Below are 18,087 nucleotides of genomic sequence, written 5' to 3' on the forward strand. Positions count from 1 at the left end.
GCGATGCTCATGGCCGTGCGAAGCGCGAATAGGCCCGGGACGAGCCGTTCACATCGAGCCGCAGGACCTGGTCGAGATCGCTCTCCGAGGCTGCGAAACCATAGAGATCGCGAAAGCCCTCGCGCAATTCGTGGCGCAGGTCGATAGCCGGGCCGGGCTCGTGCAGCAAGGCCGCGAGCCAGAGCCAGAGGAAGGGGTTCTCCTGCGTCGGCGGCTCCCAGCGATAGGCGCCGGTCGGGATCTTGTACACGCGCTTGTCCTTCGCCGCCCGCGTGCCCGACAGGATCGGATCGTCGAGGACGGTCTGCGGCGTCAGGTCAGGGATGGCGCTGTTGAGCAGGATGACATCGGGGTCCCAGATCATCATCTGCTCGGCTGAAGCCGTCTTGGAGCCTGTCAGCCCATCGGCAGCATTGCGTCCGCCCGCGAGCGAGATCGCGTACCCCATGATGCTCTCCTCGCCCGTGGCGACGAAGCGCCCGGCCGAGCGGGAGAGGAAGAGGATGCGCGGCGCCTTTGCGCGGAGTTCGGGCGTCCGCAAGGGCGCGAGCCGCTCCGCCACCGCCTTGCGCCAGCCGATGATGGCTTCGGCGCGCGCATCGGCGCCGATCGCGGCGCCCAGCATCGCGATGTTGCGGCGGCTGATTTCCTCGTCGCCATAGATCACCAATGCGGTGGTCAGGCCGGCATTGATCAGCGGGCCGATGATGTCGGTGCCGCGCTCGCCCCGTTGCAGCACGAGGTCGGGCCGGGTTGCCGCGATGGCCTCGACATTCGGCATGAAGGCGGTCGCGCCCGGCATGACGAAGTTGGTCTCGACCTGGGCGATCCCGGGGAAGATGCGCGCAAGCAGGCTCTCGCGCGCAATCGCGCGCACGATCGGATGCATGCCGAGCAGCCGCTTGGGCGAACGGTCCAGCGCCATCAAGGTCGGCGCGGCCGGGATCGGCAAAGCGATGATGCGCGAGGCCGGGGCGCTCAGCGAGATCGGCCGGCCGGCGAGATCCTCGAAGGCGACGGGCTGGGCCTCGGCCAGCCCCGCCGACAGTCCGGCAAGCAGCGCCCCGAGGACGAGCCCGCGCATCAGAAGCCGAGCCGCGCCGTCAATACGGCCTGGAAAGGCTCGCCGACCGCGACATTGAGATTATTGACCGCGGAGGGGTAGTAGACCTTGTCGAACAGGTTCTTGACGTTGAGCTGCAGGTCGAGTGGGTGGCCGTTGAGCTTGGTCTCATAGGACACGAAGAGATCGGCGACGGTGTATTCCGGCAGGTAGAACGAGTTTGCCGCGTCGCCCGGGCGACGGCCGACATAGCGCGCGCCGGCGCCGGCGCGCAGCCGCCCCGGCCCAATCTGGCCGAAATCATAGGTCAGGAACAGGGCGCCACTGTTGCGCGCCACGTTGGGCAGGCTGGAGCCCGGCGCCAGCGTCGGATCATCCGAGACCTTGAGGTCCGTATAGGCATAGTTGGCGGCGATCGAGAGCTGCTCGGTCAGATTGCCGGCGAGCTCGAACTCGGCGCCGCGCGAGCGCACCCGCCCGGCGGTCCGCGCGATCGTCGTGCCGCCCACCGTCTCGGTGTAGAGCACGTTGCGCTTGTCGATGTCGAAGATCGCCGCCGTGGCGGTCAGGCCGAAAGGCAGCTCCGCCTTGGCGCCGACTTCGTAAGACTTGCCCTCCTCAGGCGGCAAGGCGCCGATCGCCTGCGAGATCGAGGAGTTCGGCTTGAAGGATTCGGTGTAGCTCGCATAGACCGAGACCGCCGGGGTGAGCTTGTAGAGGATGCCGGCGCGCGGGATCACCTTGTTGCCGCTGATGTCGGTATTGACTAGGAACGGCCGGCCGCGCCCGGCATATTGGTCGAAGGCCTGGATGCGCGCACCGCCGACGAGGCTGAGCTGATCGGTCAGCCACAGCGTGTCCTGGATATAGGCCGAGGCCGTCTCCAAGCACTCGGTCTGGTCGCTGTCCGAGGCGACGACGCTCCGGCTTGCGGCCAGCCGCCCGTGCACCGGGCGGTAGATGTTGAACCCGGTCGCGTTGGCGCTGCGGATCAGGTCGGTGCGAATGACCTTGCTGTAGTCGTAGGAGGCGCCGATCAGGAATTCATTGGTGAAGCCGAACAGTTTCTCGCGCCCGGTCAGATCGACGCGCAGGGCGTGGACGTCGAAATTGGAATCCTGGGTCGCGTCGGCGCGGCGGGTCACGGCCCCTGTCGCGGAATTATAGGCGATCACCCGCGCCTGATTGTCGTTGTACCAGTTGTGGCTGTAGGCGTAATGCGCCTTCAGGGACCAGTTCGCGTTGAAGCGGTGGTCGATCTCGATTCCGGCGAGCTGGTTCTCGCCCTCGGTGACGTTGTAGCGCTCGTCGAAGCGGTGGCGCGACGAGACGCGCACGGGCCGCCCCGTAGCGGTATCGAAGATCGTGCCGCGGTCGAACGGCACCTTGTACTGCGAATATTGCGCATAGACGCGGATCGTCGTGTCGGGCCCGAAATAGGTCAGCGAGGGCGCCAGCATGCGCGTGCGGTTCATGCCGTATTCGCGCCAATAGTCGCTGGTCTGGACATCGCCGATCAGGCGATAGGCGAAGCCGCTCTGGCCGATCGGCCCGGTCATGTCGACGGTCGTGCCGCCGCCATTCTTGCCGCCGCCGAAGCTGCTCATCCGCGTCTCGATGGTGTTGCGCGCGGTCAGCTCCGGCTTCTTGGTGATGATGTTGACGATGCCGCCGGGGTCGACGATGCCGAAGAGCAGCGTCGCGGGGCCTTTCAGCACCTCGACGCGCTCGGCCGTGGCGTCGAAAGCGCGCGGGGAGGCGACACGGAGACCGTCGCGCATGATCGAGCCGTCGCGATTGTCGCCGAAGCCGCGCTTGGCGAAGGCGTCCTGCGTGCCGCCAAGCGTATTGGCCTGGACGACGCCGGCGACATTGGCGAGCGCGTCATCGAGGCTGCGCGCCGCCTGATCGCGCAGCACCTGCGGCGACACCACCGTCACGGATTGCGGGATATCGACGAGCGGCTTCTCCGCGCCACCCGCGACCGAGGAACGCAAGGGTTGGTAGCCGCGCGCTGCGCTCTCGCCCTGAACCCTGATCTCGTCGAGCACGACGGTGTCGGCCGCAGCCTGCGTCTGTGCGCCTGCTGCCACGGGCCAGGCGCAGGCAAGCGATGTCATCGCAAGGAAGGGGCGGCGCAGGCTGGTCATCGTAACACTCGCAGCAGAGTTTCCGGCGCGGGCGCCAGTTCAGGCTGCGTGTTAATCGTAGTGGATGTGCGGTGCAATATTGAGTTAGTAGATTATAATTATACTAAATTGAAATATTTGCGAGCCCCGGCCGGAATTATACTCAAAGAGCTCAGTGTCTCTCTCGGAAACAAGGCGAGACAATGATCGATCTGTGCCTCGTCAAATGCGAGGCCGAGCCTGGCCATGCCGGCGTTTCAGCATGCGTCATCGCTGGCGTGCAACGCTGCTGACTCGATGGCTGATGCGGCAAGCGCAGTGAGACCGATTAGCCCCATCAACACTAAGGCGATACCGGGTCTGCCGCTGCTTTAGCCGTCAGCCGCCAGCCGTCTCCTTGGCCATCGCCTTGTCGAGAATGCTGACGGTTTCCTCCAGGCTTTCCTTCACGCCCAGCATGAAGTCCTTGCGAAAGCCGATGATCGTGTCAGGCGGTTCGCCCTTGAAGGCGTAGACGACGCTGACTTGCGCAGGGTTGACGTAGACGGGCTTTCCATCGGCAGGCGATGTGAACTTGCAGAGCTTTGGCATGGGCTTCTCCCCGGCGCGATTCGGCGGAGGCAGCTATACGACAGGCAGTCCCTGCAACGGAAACGTCCGGACCTCGCGCGCAGCAGGCGCTCCGAAAAGCGCTAGTCAGTCTGGAGCGGACTGCCGGTTGCGTTGCCCGTCATGACAGCCGCCGATCGCGAATATCGAGGATGCGCTGACAGATCAGCGAGTGATCGGCGAGCAGTTGCTGGAGGGGGCCTATCGGCCGGAAGGCGCGCATGTCCTGGTCTTCCTCCCCCGCCTCGATCCAGTTCGCGATCGCCTCATCGGCAACCGCGATCTGATTCTCGGACGGATCGCCGCCAGGCTGCTCGCCCGCCTCCTCGGCGATCCGCAGGGCGATCTTTCGCCGAAGCTCCTGTTCGAGGGCCAGAAGCGGATCGAGTTCGTCAGTGTATGCCATTACGCCATCATCCTAACCTCATGAGCCCGCTAGCTGATATCCCATACAGCCGTCGAGGGCATCGGTAGCCGTCGCGCCGGAGCCAGCTCGTCACAGCATCCTAATATGCGGTGGCAACTGCCTCTGTGTGGCCTATGGCGGGCGGCTGGCGGATGCAGAAGAATGGACGGCGAGCGGAGGCAGAGATGCCCAAAGTCCGCTGCCCGGGCCCGCCTTCTCTAGAATCTATCTAAATCATTGTTGTTGTGAGAGAATTCTGCATTGTCTAAGCGATGCGGACTCTCCGCGTGCCATGTGCGCGAGATCGTTGTTCAACCGCGTCGGTGAGCGTAGCGGGGCCGGCGCGATCTCGCTCACCGTTCCGATCAGGTTCAGTCGATGAAGCCGTTGTTCAAGACCGCCTCCAGCCTTGCCGAGACCGTTTCTTCGGATCGTGCAGGTTCCTGGCTGGCCTCCGCCGGCGAAGAGGCCCTGTTCGCACTCGATGCGGTCTCCTTCTCGATTCCGGGGCGCGTGCTTCTGGAGCCGTTGACCCTGACGCTGCCGGCCCGGCGCGTGGTCGGGCTGATCGGCCATAACGGCTCGGGCAAATCGACATTGCTCAAGATTCTTGCCCGCCAGCAGCCGGCGAGCAGCGGCACGGTCCGCTTCGAAGGCAAGGCGCTTGGCGACTGGGGCGACCGGCTCTTCGCCCGCAAGGTGGCATACCTGCCGCAGCAGACGCCGCCGGCCTCCGGCATGCTGGTCAGGGAACTTGTCGCACTCGGTCGCTACCCCTGGCACGGCGCGCTCGGGCGCTTCGGGACTGTCGATCGCGAGAAGGTCACTGAGGCGATGGCGCTGACCGATGTCGAGGCTTTTGCCGACCGTCTCGTCGACACGCTGTCAGGCGGCGAGCGCCAGCGCGTCTGGCTTGCGATGCTGGTGGCGCAAGACGCCGAGTGCCTGCTGCTCGACGAGCCGATCTCGGCGCTCGACGTTTCCCATCAGGTCGAAGTGCTCTCGCTGGTGCATCGCCTGTCCAGCGAGCGCGGGCTCGGCGTCGTCGTCGTGCTGCACGACGTCAACATGGCCGCGCGCTTTTGCGATGAGATCATTGCCCTGCATTCGGGAAGGCTGATCGCGCGGGGGGCGCCCGACGACATCCTCACGCCTGGACAACTCGAGGCCATTTACGGCGTGCGCATGGGCGTGATGCCTCATCCCGAGACGGCACGTCCGCTCGCCTTCGTCTGCTGAACTCAACCCAACGCCCACTTTACAAGAGCCAGACCATGTCCCGCGAACGTCGCCGCCTTCCGCTGATCCTCTCTATCGGCCTCACCATAGTTGCGATCGGCGTTTTCCTGCCCCGTTGGGCATCCGCGCAGGATGCTCCCGTCAGCGACGTAACGGAGGAAGCCCCCGCGGCTAAGCCCGAGGCTGCCAGGCGAGTTGCGCAGCCAAAGCCCGCTCCCAAGCCGGTCGCGGTCAGGCCGCCGGCGCGTCCGGCCCCGGCAACGACGCAGGCCCAAGCTCAACCGCAAGTGCCGTCCGTAAGCCAGCCCGCATCCGGGCCGGCGACACTTCCCAACGGCGCCAGCGCCATCAATGAGAGCTATGGCGACTGGACGGTCGATTGCCGCGTCACCGAGGGCCAGAAGCTCTGCGTGCTCGCCCAATCGCAGGGCAATAGTCAGAACAATCAACGCCTCTTCGCGATCGAGCTTCGCACGCCGAGGGACGGCCGCGCCGACGGCACCATCCTGATGCCGTTTGGATTGAAGCTCGAAAACGGCGCGATCCTGCGGCTCGACGACAAGGATCTCGGCCAGGGTCTACGCTTCTCGACCTGCATTCCCGCGGGCTGCCTGCTTCCGGTGTCGTTTCCGACCGTCGCCACCGAAGCGATGAAGACCGGCAAGACCTTGACCGCGGCTGCGCTGAACCTCTCCAGCGGCGACCCTGTCGCCTTCAACATCTCGCTCAATGGCTTTGCGGCGGCGCTCGCCCGCATCGGACAGCTCGGCGGATAGCCGCTCTGGCCGCCCGAGCTTGTCGAAAGCGTTCATCCGCGCCTCACTCCCAGCTCAGCGCGCCGCCATTCTGGTATTCGATCACGCGGGTCTCGAAGAAGTTCTTCTCCTTCCTGAGATCCATCGCCTCGCTCATCCAGGGGAACGGGTTCTCGGTCTCGGCGAAGACGGGAGCGAGCCCGAGCTGGGCGCCGCGGCGGTTGGCGATGAAGTGCATGTACTGCTCGCAGGAGGCGGCATTCAGCCCGAGGAAGCCGCGCGGCATCGTGTCCCTGCCATAGGCGGCTTCGAGCTCGGCTGTATCGCGCACCATGCCGCGCAATTCGTCCTGGAACGCTTTCGTCCAGAGCTGCGGGTTCTCGATCTTGATCTGGTTGATCACGTCGATGCCGAAGTTCAGGTGAATGCTCTCGTCGCGCAGGATGTATTGATACTGCTCGGCAATGCCGACCATCTTGTTGCGCCGGCCGAGCGAGAGGATCTGGGCGAAGCCGGTATAGAACCACATCCCCTCGAAGATCACATAGAAGGCGACGAGATCGCGCAGGAAGGACTGGTCGGCCTCGGGCGTGCCGGTCTCGAAATCGGGATCGTCGAGATGCTGGGTGTGCTTCAGCGCCCAGGCCGCCTTGTCGGTGATCGAAGGCACCTCACGGTACATGTTGAAGAGCTCGCCTTCGTCGAGGCCGAGGCTCTCGACGATGTATTGGAAGGTGTGCGTGTGCACCGCCTCCTCAAAAGCCTGGCGCAGCAGATATTGCCGGCATTCCGGATTGGTCAGGTGGCGGTAGATCGCCAGCACGATATTGTTGGCAACGAGACTTTCGGAGGCCGCGAAGAAGCCGAGATTGCGCTTGATCGCGCGGCGCTCGTCCTCGGTCAGCCCGTCCCTCGACTTCCACAGCGCGATATCGGCCTGCATCGAGACCTCGGTCGGCATCCAGTGGTTGTTGCAGCCGGCGAGGTACTTCTCCCAGGCCCATTTGTATTTGAGCGGCAGCAGCTGGTTCACATCGGCGCGGCAGTTGATCATCCGCTTCTCGTCGACAGAGACGCGGCCGCCGGTACGGTCGATCTCGCCCAGGCCGGTGGCGTCGGCCGCCGGAGCTGGATCGGGTAGGATGGCGGGATTGGCCGGCGTTGCCGGCTTGGGGTCGGACCAGTCGAGCATGGGTGGGTTCCGTTCAACAGAAGTGAGAGGCTGGCCACAGCCTCCCGTCATGCTCGCCCTTGTGGCGAGCATCCACGTTTTGAACGCCGCCCGCGAAGGACGAAGACGTGGATGGTCGGGACAAGCCCGACCATGACGAGGGAGCGACCGCGCGACAAAGCGGGAAGGCGCCTTACTGGCAGGCTTCGCAGGTCGGATCGTCGATCGAGCAGGCGTTCGGCAGGGCCATGCCGTTCGCGAGCGGGATGTCGACCAGGATCGGTTTGGCCGCGACCGGCGCGCTCGACGACACCGCGTTGAGCTTACCGTCGGTGCCCTTCAGCGTCGATTTCTCGACATGGGTCGCCGACAGCGCGCGCAGGTAATAGGTCGTCTTCAGGCCGAGCCGCCAGGCGAGACGATAGGCCTCGTCGAGCTTCCGGCCCGAGGGCTGGGCCATGTAGAGGTTGAGCGACTGGCCCTGGTCGATCCATTTCTGCCGGCGCGCCGCGGCGCGGATCAGCCAGCTCGTCTCGATCTCGAAGGAGGTGGCGTAAAGCGCCTTGAGATCGTCGGGCACGCGGTCGATCCCGCTGACCTTACCGTCATAATATTTGAGGTCGGAGACCATGACCTCGTCCCAGAGCCCGCGCGCCTTGAGGTCATGGACCAGCCCGGCATTCACCACGGTGAAGTCGCCCGACATGTTGGCCTTGACGTAGAGCTGGCTGTAGGACGGCTCGATCGATTGCGAGACGCCGACGATGTTGGAGATCGTCGCTGTCGGCGCGATCGCCATCGTGTTCGAGTTGCGCATGCCGGTCGTGACGACGCGCTGGCGCAGCCCCTCCCAGTCCAGCGTCGAGGAGCGATCGAGCTCGACATCGCCGTCGCGCGCTTCGCTCAGGATATCGAGCGAGTCGATCGGCAGGATGCCCTTCGACCAGAGCGAGCCCTCGAAGCTCGGATAACGCCCGCGCTCGGCGGCGAGATCGACCGAGGCCGAGATTGCAAACCAGCTGATCGCTTCCATCGAAGTGTCGGCAAAGGCGATCGCGCCTTCGGAGGCTGCCGGCAGCCGAAGCGCCTGAAGCGCATCCTGGAAACCCATGATGCCGAGCCCGACCGGGCGATGACGCAGGTTGGAGCGGCGCGCTTCCGGGATCGTGTAGAAATTGATGTCGATGACGTTGTCGAGCATGCGCATCGCAGTGCCGACTGTGCGCGCCAGACGCAGCTGGTCGAGCCCCTCCGCCGTGACATGGGCGGCGAGGTTGACCGAGCCGAGATTGCAGACCGCGACTTCGTCGGCCGAGGTGTTGAGCGTGATCTCGGTGCAGAGGTTCGAGGAATGCACCACGCCGGCATGTTGCTGCGGCGAGCGCAGGTTGCAGGCATCCTTGAAGGTGACCCAAGGGTGCCCGGTCTCGAACAGCATGGTCAGCATCTTGCGCCAGAGGTCGAGCGCGGCCACGCGCTTGAACACCTTGATCTCGCCGCGCTCGGCCTTGGCCTCATAGGTCTCATAGGCTGCCTTGAACGGTTTGCCGTAGAGATCGTGCAGGTCCGGAACTTCGTCGGGCGAGAACAGGGTCCATTGTCTGCCAGCCTCGACGCGCTGCATGAACAGATCGGGAATCCAGTTCGCCGTATTCATGTCATGGGTGCGGCGGCGGTCGTCGCCGGTGTTCTTGCGAAGGTCCAGGAACTCCTCGATATCGACATGCCAGGTCTCGAGATAGGCGCAGACCGCGCCCTTGCGCTTGCCGCCCTGGTTGACCGCGATGGCCGTGTCGTTGGCGACCTTCAGGAACGGCACAATGCCCTGGCTCTCGCCATTGGTGCCCTTGATATGGGCGCCGAGGCCGCGCACCGGCGTCCAGTCATTGCCGAGCCCGCCGGAATATTTGGCGAGCAGCGCATTGTCCTTCACCGCCTTGAAGATGCCGTCGAGATCGTCGGCGATCGTCGTGAGGAAGCAGGAAGAGAGCTGCGGCCTCAGCGTCCCGGCGTTGAACAGGGTCGGTGTCGAGGCCATGAAATCGAAGGAGGAGAGCAGGTCGTAGAATTCGATCGCCCGCGCCTCGCGGTCGATCTCGCGGATGGCAAGGCCCATCGCGACGCGCATGAAGAAGGCCTGCGGCAGCTCGAAGCGGCGGCCAGCGACATGCAGGAAATAGCGGTCGTAGAGCGTCTGGAAGCCGAGATAGTCGAATTGCAGGTCGCGCTCCGGTTTGATGGCGGCGGCGAGCCGGTCGAGATCGAAGCGGGCAAGCTCAGGGTCGAGCAATTCATTAGCGATGCCGGTCCGCACATAGGCGTGGAGATACTCGCCATAACGCTCTGCCATCTCGGCTTGCGTCGCCTGCTCCGGCCGGCCATGGACGAAGCTCAGCGCCTCGCGCCGCAGCTTGTCGAGCAGGAGCCTGGCCGAGACCTTGGCGTAGTTCGGCTCGGTCTCGACCAGCGTCCGCGCCGCCAGGATCGGCGCCTGGGCCAGTTCGTCGAGCGAGATGCCGTCATAGAGGTTGCGCCGCGCTTCGGTCAGGACAGCCTCGGCCGAGACGCCGTCGAGCCCGGCGCAGGCCTCGCGGATCACCGTCGCGAGGCGCAGCGCGCCGAGCGGCACCAGCGCGCCATCGGCGCCCTTCATCCGCAGCACCGGCATTGCGGCGACCGAAGGCTTCGCCTCTGCCTTGGCTCTGGCCCGCTCCTGCGCGCGTTCCTCGCGATAGAGCACATAGGCACGGGCGACCTTGTGGTGCTCGCTGCGCATCAGCGCGAGCTCGACCTGGTCCTGCACGTCCTCGATATGGGAGGTCCGGCCGGCATCGGCGCGGCGGATCAGGCTGGCGACGATCTGCCCGGTCAGCTCGGCAACGACATCATGGATGCGGCGCGAGGCGGCGGCATTGCTGCCCTCGACCGCCAGGAACGCCTTGGTCAGTGCGACCGTGATCTTCGAGGCATCGAAGGGCGTGACGCCGCCATTGCGGCGAATGATCTGATAGCCCGGCTCGGATGTCGGTCGCGCCTCGACGCCAGGTGAGGTGGCTTGACCAGGTGACATGGCTGGATTGACGAGGGCAGGGCGGGTGGTCTCAGTTGCGAGGGACATCGGCTTTCAAACCCCAAATTGCTGGGGGCAAAGGCGAAAGCGGAGTCGCAATGCGGGCGTCACGGCGAAAACGCCAGCGGACGCTGCCAAGCGATCCACCGGGACACCCCGCCCGAGGAACTTCATGTCGTCGCGGCAGGTCTCCTGGCTCGCGGGTCGTCGCTCTTGTCCGTCTTCCCAAGGCCTTGCGGCCTCAGTGACATAGGCTGGACTTAAGAACTCGCCGCTGACAGTTGCGGGGGCAGCGCCGGCTTCACACCGGCTTCCCTCTTAGCTCTCGATCTTGCGATTCGAGAGACCGTGACAACCACATCTAGTAGCGGGCGCCATGGAGGTGTCAATGGCTTGTCTTGAGCGCTTGCGAACGCTGTGAACAGCGGGGACAGCCAGCCCAGCTGTGGCCGTGTCGTGCAGACGCACAAGACGGGGTCGTTTGCGGGAGGGGTGGAATCCTATGCCAAGGTTTTCGCCACCGATATTCTCCGGTGAGGTCGATGCGCTCTCATTGCCAGCAGCGAGACATGGGTCAGCAGATCGGGCGATAGCAGCTTTCCCTCACGCTTCTGGATGGTAACGACGTCGCCAAGCTTCGCGGTGTTCCAGAAGATGATGATGGCCGCGGGCAGGTTCATTCCGGCGATTCACGTTGATGCATGGTTGTCGGAGAACAGAAAAATCCTATATTTGTTATCGAAGTGCAGCAAATTCCGTCACCCAGGCGATCAGCCTGGCACTCAGCAACGTGACGCGGATTGCATAGGACAAGGCTAGTCCGTCCGGCACTGTTCCAGCCAAACATCGATAAATTTTGGAGGATGAGAATGATCTCAGCCGGATATTGCCGACTTATGTCCCGTTACAACACTTGGCAGAATGCCTCGTTGGTAACTGCCGCCGATGGGCTCACCAATGAGGATCGTTGGAAGGATCGAGGTGCTTTCTTCCAATCGATCGCAGCTACATTAAACCATCTTTATTGGGCGGATGCCCTGATACTGGAGCGATTGAAGGGGAACGAGCGTCCAGAAGAAACCATCAAGCACTCTCTCACAAGTCCATCAGATTGGAGTGATTTCAAAGCGCTCCGTTTGCAAAGGAACGTGGAAATCGAAGAGTGGTCCGCGAGATTGCTCGACGCGGACCTGCGCGGGATGCTCGTCTGGTATCCCGGGGATGGCTCTACGCGGATCGAGAAGTCAAAAGCGCTCTGTGTTGTACAGCTCTTCAACCACCAGACACACCATCGGGGTCAGGTCCACGCAATGCTGACAGCAGCGGGCGCGAAACCGGAGCCGACTGATCTTAACATGCTGGAATACTGAGTTGGGCACGTTCCTCACGCGGAAAGATGCGGGCTGCGCGCATAGAATTCGGACGCCCTTAGCGTAGGATTTCGCCCCCTCCCGCAAACGCCCCCACGACAGATGATCGGCTCGTCCAACGATGAAGCCCTCTGCGCCTCGATCATCCCGGCAACCACGTCTCGATCACGGATTTGAACCACACCAGATTGGGACCACGACAGGCTTGGACCACGACAGGCTTGGACCACAGAAGAATCGCGGCGCAAAAGCACTATGGCGGCGCTGCTCACATCGCCTTGCCGCATGTTATGCCTGAGAGCCCGCTTTGGGATGCGGGCTTGGACATGAGGACCGAATGCGCAAAATTCTGATCATCGGGATCGGGGCCGGCAATCCCGACTACGTCACGGTCCAGGCGATCAATGCCCTCAACCAGGTCGATGTCTTCTTCATCCCAGACAAGGGTACGGACAAGGCGGCGCTGCAGCGATTGCGCAAGGACATCTGTGAGCGCTTCATCGAGGGCTCTGACTATCGCATGGTCCCGGTGCCGATTCCAACGCGTGCCGCTGCAGGACAAGATTACCGCGGCAGCGTCGATCAGTGGCATGAGCAGCTGGCGGACGACTATGAGAGCCTCATCATGGAGGAACTCGGGGAGGGCGAATGCGGTGGCCTCCTCGTCTGGGGCGACCCCGCGCTCTATGACAGCACATTGCGAATCATCGACCATATCCAGGCCAAGGGATATGCGCTGGAGTACGATGTCATCCCCGGCATCAGCAGTGTGCAGGCACTGGCGGCCCGGCATCGCGTCGCGCTCAATCGCATCGGCCAACCGGTGCTGATCACGACCGGGCGCAAACTCTCTGAGGGATTTCCCGACAATCTCGACAGCGTGGTCGTCATGCTCGACGGCGACCAGGCCTTCAAGCGTATCGAGGCGGATGATCTCGATATCTATTGGGGCGCCTATCTCGGCACCGAGGACGAGATCCTGGTGGCTGGAAAGCTCTCTGAGGTGGCGGGCGATATCGAGCGGATTCGACGGCAAGCCCGCGAGGACAAGGGCTGGATCATGGATACCTATCTGCTCCGCAAGGGCGGCAAGAGCTGATCGAGTCAATCTTGCATAGAGACATAAGGATGTCTTTATGTCTTGGCTTGACCGCATCTGGCTGTTGCCCCATAGTCGCCTCGTCGTGGTTCTCTGGGCCCCATTGCAGGGGTGCCAGAGCTAAGAGGGAATCCGGTGAGGCGTTAAGCCCAATGCCGGAGCTGCCCCCGCAACTGTGAGCGGCGAGCCGCTGTCCATTCGTGTCACTGAGACCGCCAAGGTCTCGGGAAGGCCGGACAGCAGCCCTGACCCGTGAGCCAGGAGACCTGCCTCGACAACATGAACGTCCTCGGGCGGGGTGTCCCGGTGGTGCGGTTGCGATTCCGCGCCGGCTCTCCGCTGCGGGGACGCATACGTATCCGCTATGGCCTTTTGCCCCCAACTTATGGGGTTAAGCCGTTGTCTACTTTCTCACTTCCTGCACTTCCTGTCGCCACATTGGGTACGCCGCGGATCGGTCCGCGCCGTGAACTCAAGCTCGCTCTCGAAAGCTTCTGGTCGGGCAAATCCGACGAGACCGCGCTCCTCGAGACCTCTGCCGCCTTGCGCGCCGCCAACTGGGCGCGTCAGAAGGCGCTTGGCGTCACGATCATCCCATCGAACGACTTCTCGCTCTACGATCAGGTGCTGGACACCAGCGCCATGGTCGGCGCGATTCCGGCGATCTATGGCTGGAAAGGCGGGCCGGTCTCGCTGGATGCGTATTTCGCCATGGCGCGCGGCTCGCAGGGCGAGACCGAGCGGCATACCTCCTGCGGCCACGCCCATCACGACCATGACCATTCCCACGGCGCTCCGGCGCAGGAAATGACCAAGTGGTTCGACACCAACTACCATTACATGGTGCCTGAATTCGCGACCGGACAGCGTTTCGAACTCTCCTCGCTCAAGGCCGTCGATGAGTATCGCGAGGCCAGGGCGCTCGGCTACGAGACCCGGCCGGTGCTGCTCGGGCCGGTGACCTATCTCAAGCTCGGCAAGAGCAAGGACGCGACGCTCAATCCGCTCTCCCTTCTGGGCGAATTGCTGCCGGTCTATATCGACGTGCTGCGCCGGCTCGCCGCGAATGGGGCGGAATGGGTGCAGATCGACGAACCCTGTCTCGTGCTCGATCTCGATGCCGCCGCCCGCGAGGCGTTGCGCCGGAGCTATGCGACGATCGCCCATGCGCTGCCGCCGCTGAAGATCATGCTGACGACCTATTTCGGCGGGCTCGGCGACAATCTCGATACGGCGCTGTCGCTTCCGGTCGCCGGGCTGCACCTGGACCTGATCCGCGCCCCGCGCCAGCTCGACGACGTCCTGGCGAAGGCGCCGCAGGGGCTCGTCCTGTCGCTCGGCGTCATCGATGGCCGCAATATCTGGCGCGCCGACCTGCCGGCCCTGCTCGACCGGCTCGAACCTGTCGTTGCGAAGCGCGGCACGGACCATGTCCAGATCGCGTCATCCTGCTCGCTCCTCCACACGCCGATCGATCTCGAATTGGAGCCCGATCTCGATCCCGACCTGAAGACCTGGCTGTCCTTCTCCATTCAGAAGATGGGCGAACTCGCCACGCTCGGCCGGGCGCTCAGCGCTGGTCGAGCTTCCGTCAGGGACGCGCTTGCGGCCTCAGGCCAGGCCGCAACGGCCCGCAAAGCCTCGCCGAAGGTGCATGATGCGGCGGTTGCCGCACGCATCGCCGCCGTGACAGCCGGAATGGCCGACCGCAAAAGCGCCTTTGCAGCCCGTGCGAAGATCCAGCGCCCGCGCTTCAACCTGCCTGCCTTCCCGACGACGACGATCGGCTCGTTCCCGCAGACGGCCGAGGTCCGCAAGGCCCGTTCGGCCCATGCCAAGGGCGCGCTCAGCGATGCCGATTACGAGCAGTTCCTGCGCGAGGAGACCAAGCGGACCATCCGCTGGCAGGAGGAGATCGGTCTCGACGTGCTCGTCCACGGCGAATTCGAGCGCAACGACATGGTGCAGTATTTCGGCGAGCAGTTGGCCGGTTTCGCCTTCACCAAGCATGGCTGGGTGCAGAGCTACGGCTCGCGCTGCGTCCGCCCGCCGATCCTGTTCGGCGACGTCTCGCGGCCGACGCCGATGACGGTCGGCTGGTGGACATATTCCCAGTCGCTGACGACGAAGCCGATGAAGGGCATGCTGACCGGCCCGGTGACCATCCTGAACTGGTCCTTCGTCCGCGACGACATCCCGCGCAGCGCCGCCTGCCGGCAGATCGCGCTGGCGATCCGGGACGAGGTCGCCGACCTTGAAAAAGCCGGCGCCAGGATGATCCAGATCGACGAGGCCGCCCTACGCGAAGGCCTGCCGCTTCGGAAGGGCGAGTGGAAGGGCTATCTCGACTGGGCCGTGGGTAGCTTCAGGCTTTGCGCCTCGGGTGTTTCCGACGAAACGCAGGTCCATACCCATATGTGCTATTCGGAGTTCAACGACATCATCGACGCGATCGGTGCCATGGATGCCGACGTCATCTCGATCGAGACCTCGCGCTCGAAGATGGAGCTCCTGGATGCGTTCCGAACCTACAAATATCCGAACGAGATCGGTCCCGGCGTCTACGACATCCATTCGCCGCGCGTGCCGGAGGTTGGGGAGATGACCGATTTGCTCGGGCTTGCCCGGCAACGCCTGGCGGATGGGCAGCTCTGGATCAATCCGGATTGCGGGCTGAAGACCCGCAAATGGGAAGAGGTCCGGCCAGCGCTCGTCAACATGGTCGAGGCCGCGCGGGCCATTCGCGCAGCCGCTCGATAAGCACCTGAATCATGTTGCGGCCGCGCTCGGCGCGGCCGCAACATCGGATTGTCGGATATGGCTGGAAGGCCCAGGCTCAGATGCCCCTCGGCATGTTGCGCCTTGCCTTCTATCTGGAACGCGCAGGGCCGATTCGGGCGTTGCGCCGCCTATCCAATCAGAAGCCACGCTGCAGATGCCGCTTTCGATCCAGACCATACTGAGCTCACGGCAGCCATTCGTGCTGCTGGAGGATCGTCTCGCCGGATCGGCCCCAGCGCGGCTTTATTGCGATCCGGTCGAGATCGTCTCCTGTGTTCATGGCGACGACGTTCCGGCCGCGTTGCGTAGGATCGAGGACGGCCTGGCGCGTGGGCTCCATGCCGCCGGCTTCCTGGCTTACGAGCTGGGTTATGCCTTCGAGCCTCGGCTCGTGGCGTCGATGCCCTCGAACCGCGCATTGCCCCTGCTGTGGTTCGGGCTGTTCCGCGAGCCGTTGGAGGTCGCGCCGGTTGAACTCGACCGGCACTTCGCGGGTCTGGCTCCGCCGCTGCCGCTCGGTCTGGTTCAGCCAGGGCTCGACGCTTCCGCGCATGCCGCCAGGCTCGGGCGCGTGCTCGACTATCTGCAAGCCGGTGACGCCTATCAGATCAATCTGACCTTCCCGGTCGACTTCCGCTACGATGGCGAGCCGCTCGCGCTTTATGCCGCGTTGCGAGCCAGTCAGCCGGTATCGCATGGGGGGATCGTCGCCTTTGAAGACGCCACGATCCTGTCGGTCTCGCCGGAGCTCTTCCTGGAGGTGGAATCCGGTCGGGCGACGACGCGCCCGATGAAGGGAACTGCGTCGCGTCTCGGCGAACCCGTGGCCGATCGGGTCGCCATGACGGCGCTGCAGGCCGACCCGAAGCAACGCGCTGAAAACCTCATGATCGTCGACCTGTTGCGCAACGATCTGGGGCGGATCAGCGTGCTGGGTTCGGTCGCGGTGCCGAGCCTCTTCAAGGTCGAAACCTACCCCACATTCCACACGCTGACATCGACCGTGACATCCAGCTTGCAGCCCGGCCTTTCGCTCGAAGAGCTCATGCGGGCGGCCTTCCCGTGCGGCTCGATCACCGGTGCACCCAAGCTGCGGGCGATGCAGATCATCCGCGAGATCGAGGACGGTCCGCGGGATGTCTATACCGGAGCGATCGGCGCAATCGCTCCCAATGGCGATCTGCGCTTCAACGTCGCCATTCGCACCGCGGCGATCTTTCCCGATGGGGCAGGGCGCTATGGTGTCGGCGGTGGCATCGTGGCGGATTCAGAGGCCGCGAGCGAATACACTGAGGCCTTGCTCAAGGCCCGCGTCCTGACCGATCTCGCCGAGGATTACGGCCTGATCGAAACATTGCGCTGGTCATCGGAAACGGGTTTCGCACGCCTGCAATTGCATCTCGACCGCCTCGACCGTTCGGCAAGCGCGCTTGGCTTCCATTTCGACCGCCACGATGCGCAAGCCAGGCTCGACAGCCTGGCGGCAACCTTCGACACGCAAGACGATCGGCGCATCCGCCTCGAACTGCGCCGCGACGGGGTTCTCGATGTCGCCGCACCGGTGTTGGCGGAGGAGCCGGAGCGACGGCTCGGCGTCATCGTCGCAGCCGACAGGACCGACGCCGCCGATCCCTTCCTACGGCACAAGACGACGCGCCGCCGGCTCTTTGAGGCCGCCTACGCGGCGGCGCTCATGCAGGGAGCCGATGAGGCGATCTTCCTGAACCGCGCCGGCTTCGTGACGGAATCGGCGCGCAGCACCATCTTTGTCGAGCGGGGCGGGATCCTGCTGACGCCGCCGCTGAGCGATGGCGTCTTGCCGGGCGTGCTACGCCAAAGCCTGATCGAAAGCGGCGAAGCCATTGAGCAACAACTCGTATTTGATGATCTTGCGCGCGCGGAGCGCTGGTTCCTGGGCAACAGCTTGCGCGGACTGAGACATGCTCAACTCGGGAACCTATAGCGACGCTTTGGGAGAAGCCGGAGATCGCGGGCGAGGATGAATTGGAACAGGCCTGACCGGCGGGGGGTTACAGTCTTGCTCGCGCCGATCGACGCGTTTCCTGCCGTGGCTGCATATGTCCGGCACGGCTTCATGATCGACCAAAACTCAGCAAGGAGAAGCTCGCGATGAAAGACAGCGTCAAGGAGAACATGGAGGTCATCGGGGCCGACGGTGTGCGTGTCGGGACGGTCGATCACTTCGAGGGCGGCCGCATCAAGCTCAAGATGAGCGACAGCTACGGGAAGCACGAGGGCCATCATCATTACATCGAGGCCGGCTTCGTGGCTGGCGTCGAGGGGAACAAGGTTCGCCTCTCCGCGAATGCGGATGTCGCCGTGACCCTGGAGGAGGAAAAATCCGGACGGCCCGTGGTCCTCTGATGCCTCTCGA

13 protein-coding genes, 1 pseudogene and 2 riboswitches are annotated in these 18,087 nt (G+C 64.0%); of the genes and pseudogenes, 7 read left to right on the forward strand and 7 right to left on the reverse strand.

Going from position 1 to position 18,087, the window contains the following annotated elements; all coding sequences use genetic code 11:
- Nucleotides 1-7 precede the first annotated feature (7 nt).
- The 4 genes from RMR04_RS12970 to RMR04_RS12985 all read right to left on the reverse strand — a co-directional run bounded on the left by RMR04_RS12970 (nucleotide 8) and on the right by RMR04_RS12985 (nucleotide 4,207).
- Nucleotides 8-1,084, reverse strand: a complete 1,077-nt coding sequence (locus tag RMR04_RS12970) for an ABC transporter substrate-binding protein (RefSeq protein WP_311915025.1) — start codon at nucleotides 1,082-1,084, stop codon at nucleotides 8-10.
- Nucleotides 1,084-3,213, reverse strand: coding sequence for a TonB-dependent siderophore receptor (locus tag RMR04_RS12975; RefSeq protein WP_311915026.1), 2,130 nt, complete (start codon nucleotides 3,211-3,213; stop codon nucleotides 1,084-1,086). Before RMR04_RS12975 ends, RMR04_RS12970 begins: the two co-directional genes overlap by 1 nt.
- 357 nt (nucleotides 3,214-3,570) lie before the next feature.
- Nucleotides 3,571-3,783, reverse strand: a complete 213-nt coding sequence (locus tag RMR04_RS12980) for a hypothetical protein (protein ID WP_311915027.1) — start codon at nucleotides 3,781-3,783, stop codon at nucleotides 3,571-3,573.
- 139 nt (nucleotides 3,784-3,922) lie between these two features.
- A complete protein-coding gene (locus tag RMR04_RS12985; protein ID WP_311915028.1) occupies nucleotides 3,923-4,207 on the reverse strand; it encodes a hypothetical protein in 285 nt (94 codons plus the stop codon).
- Nucleotides 4,208-4,585: 378 nt separating this feature from the next.
- Between RMR04_RS12985 and RMR04_RS12990 the strand changes: the two genes are divergently transcribed.
- Nucleotides 4,586-5,446, forward strand: coding sequence for an ATP-binding cassette domain-containing protein (locus RMR04_RS12990; RefSeq protein WP_311915029.1), 861 nt, complete (start codon nucleotides 4,586-4,588; stop codon nucleotides 5,444-5,446).
- Between the two features lie 35 nt (nucleotides 5,447-5,481).
- Nucleotides 5,482-6,222, forward strand: a complete 741-nt coding sequence (locus RMR04_RS12995; protein ID WP_311915031.1) for an invasion associated locus B family protein — start codon at nucleotides 5,482-5,484, stop codon at nucleotides 6,220-6,222.
- A gap of 43 nt (nucleotides 6,223-6,265) precedes the next feature.
- On the opposite strand, the gene RMR04_RS13000 is transcribed toward RMR04_RS12995, so the two are convergent.
- From RMR04_RS13000 to RMR04_RS13010, 3 genes and pseudogenes are all read right to left on the reverse strand, one after another.
- Nucleotides 6,266-7,393 carry a ribonucleotide-diphosphate reductase subunit beta gene (locus RMR04_RS13000; RefSeq protein WP_311915032.1) on the reverse strand — a complete coding sequence of 376 codons (1,128 nt, stop codon included), beginning with the start codon at nucleotides 7,391-7,393 and terminating at the stop codon, nucleotides 6,266-6,268.
- 172 nt (nucleotides 7,394-7,565) lie between these two features.
- Entirely contained in the window at nucleotides 7,566-10,442 is a 2,877-nt protein-coding gene (locus tag RMR04_RS13005) for a ribonucleoside-diphosphate reductase subunit alpha (RefSeq protein ID WP_311915033.1), read from the reverse strand.
- 164 nt (nucleotides 10,443-10,606) lie between these two features.
- A riboswitch (cobalamin riboswitch) is annotated at nucleotides 10,607-10,808 on the reverse strand.
- 142 nt (nucleotides 10,809-10,950) lie between these two features.
- Nucleotides 10,951-11,131: pseudogene (locus RMR04_RS13010) on the reverse strand (Tn3 family transposase); the annotation flags it as partial.
- 180 nt (nucleotides 11,132-11,311) lie between these two features.
- Here RMR04_RS13010 and RMR04_RS13015 point away from each other — a divergent pair.
- The 5 genes from RMR04_RS13015 (at nucleotide 11,312) to RMR04_RS13035 (ending at nucleotide 18,077) form a co-directional block, all read left to right on the forward strand.
- The gene (locus RMR04_RS13015) at nucleotides 11,312-11,812 is read left to right on the forward strand and encodes a DinB family protein (RefSeq protein ID WP_311915034.1); all 501 of its coding nucleotides are present in this window, start codon (nucleotides 11,312-11,314) and stop codon (nucleotides 11,810-11,812) included.
- Between the two features lie 337 nt (nucleotides 11,813-12,149).
- Complete coding sequence (cobF, locus tag RMR04_RS13020; RefSeq protein ID WP_311915035.1) at nucleotides 12,150-12,911, forward strand: precorrin-6A synthase (deacetylating); 762 nt, start codon at nucleotides 12,150-12,152, stop codon at nucleotides 12,909-12,911.
- 69 nt (nucleotides 12,912-12,980) lie between these two features.
- Nucleotides 12,981-13,200: riboswitch (cobalamin riboswitch) on the forward strand.
- A 110-nt stretch (nucleotides 13,201-13,310) separates the two neighbouring features.
- Complete coding sequence (gene metE / locus RMR04_RS13025) at nucleotides 13,311-15,671, forward strand: 5-methyltetrahydropteroyltriglutamate--homocysteine S-methyltransferase (RefSeq protein WP_311915036.1); 2,361 nt, start codon at nucleotides 13,311-13,313, stop codon at nucleotides 15,669-15,671.
- 175 nt (nucleotides 15,672-15,846) lie between these two features.
- Nucleotides 15,847-17,655: an aminodeoxychorismate synthase component I gene (pabB, locus tag RMR04_RS13030; RefSeq protein ID WP_311915037.1), complete on the forward strand. Its 1,809-nt coding sequence runs from the start codon at nucleotides 15,847-15,849 to the stop codon at nucleotides 17,653-17,655.
- Between the two features lie 167 nt (nucleotides 17,656-17,822).
- Complete coding sequence (locus tag RMR04_RS13035; protein ID WP_311915038.1) at nucleotides 17,823-18,077, forward strand: DUF2171 domain-containing protein; 255 nt, start codon at nucleotides 17,823-17,825, stop codon at nucleotides 18,075-18,077.
- Nucleotides 18,078-18,087: the final 10 nt, after the last annotated feature.

It is taken from the genome of Bosea sp. 685, from assembly GCF_031884435.1.
In the GTDB taxonomy this organism is placed as follows: domain Bacteria; phylum Pseudomonadota; class Alphaproteobacteria; order Rhizobiales; family Beijerinckiaceae; genus Allobosea.